Here is a 1333-nt window from a genome sequence, read left to right on the forward strand (position 1 = left end):
TCAAAGACAGTCCAAGCCACCTAACGGTGGCTCGGAACACTACAAAAGTGACATTTTCTCGGACGAGTTAAGGTGACATTTTCTCAGACGTTTGACAGTATTTATTTCAAAACAACGGATATTCTCGATCAAATTACCTACTATAAGAGAAATCAGCATAGTTCAAAGAACTTGCTACGAAACTTTGACAATGCTGATTTCTTGTTCAGTTTATCTTCTTCTTTGCTTAATCGCAAACCGAAACCGATTTCATCTTTGGCTTCATTATTTTAATTGCCTATAAATTATCCTTAAGGTAGTCTTCGATATAATCCGAAGCTGTTTTTTTTATTTGTTGTACTGTGTGAAGGTAACGTTGAGTAGTATTAATATGCGAATGTCCAAGGTATTCCTGAACTTGTTGTAAGGAAGCTCCGCTAAGTAAGGCTAATGTTGCACTGGTATGTCTGAACCAATGAGGAGTTACTTTTTTCTCCAGGTTGCTTTTTTCGCGAGCTTTCTGAATAACCTTCTCAATCAGCCTTACCGAATAAGGGAATAGCTGTTTATCTCGCGAGTTCTTATTTATTTTGGTATTATGAGAGTATTGTTTCAGCAAATTCCATAACATTTGCGGAACTTTCACTTCACGTTCTTTTTCACCTTTTCCATTAACAGTTAGCCAAATTGAAGTTTCTTCCGGATCCATATGGAAATGCCCCCATTCTATCGAAATTAATTCAGATACCCTTAGTCCCAATAAAACAAGAGTTAATCCGATTAAATAATCGCGAAATCCTTGCTTTCTCAGTTGCTCCAACAGATAAATAACCTCACGTTTTGTTAAATAATGATTTTTACTATTAACTGTAATTTTAGGTAAACGTATGCAAGTTGTTGGATCATGATCAAAAATGCCTATATTGGGATCACTTCCCCATTTGTAAAGGGAACGCAATGGCGCTATGTAGATTGCCACTGTAGCGGGACGCTGAGGCTTGTTGCTTCGGCTAAAAAAACCTTGAACCAACCCAATTTTGTATACTTCAATTTCCTTCCACGTAATATCCTTTAACGATTTATTCCCAATAAAATTCCGGAATTTATTAATCGCATTCTTGTAATTTCTTATGGTGTATTTTGAACGATAGGATGATGCCAAAAACATATTTATGATTTGCTCATCTGAATCCGCTTCGTAATTTACTGCATGAGGTTGCTGAGGAAAAATTACTTGTGGTTGCATAAGTTTGTAGACCTCCCTCAATAAATTAATGTTTTCTTCGTTTTTCTCGCTTTTACGCATGTTTTCATCTTTGACGCACGAAGCGCTTGAGGATAATATTTGACGAAG

At 36.4% G+C, this 1333-nt stretch carries 1 protein-coding gene; it reads right to left on the reverse strand.

Translation table 11 applies throughout. The annotated features are described in order from the left end of the window. Positions 1 to 277: 277 nt before the first annotated feature. A complete protein-coding gene (locus tag VF724_RS21195) occupies positions 278 to 1285 on the reverse strand; it encodes a tyrosine-type recombinase/integrase (RefSeq protein WP_371756224.1) in 1008 nt (335 codons plus the stop codon). Positions 1286 to 1333: the final 48 nt, after the last annotated feature.

It is taken from the genome of Ferviditalea candida (assembly GCF_035282765.1).
GTDB classification, from domain to species: domain Bacteria; phylum Bacillota; class Bacilli; order Paenibacillales; family KCTC-25726; genus Ferviditalea; species Ferviditalea candida.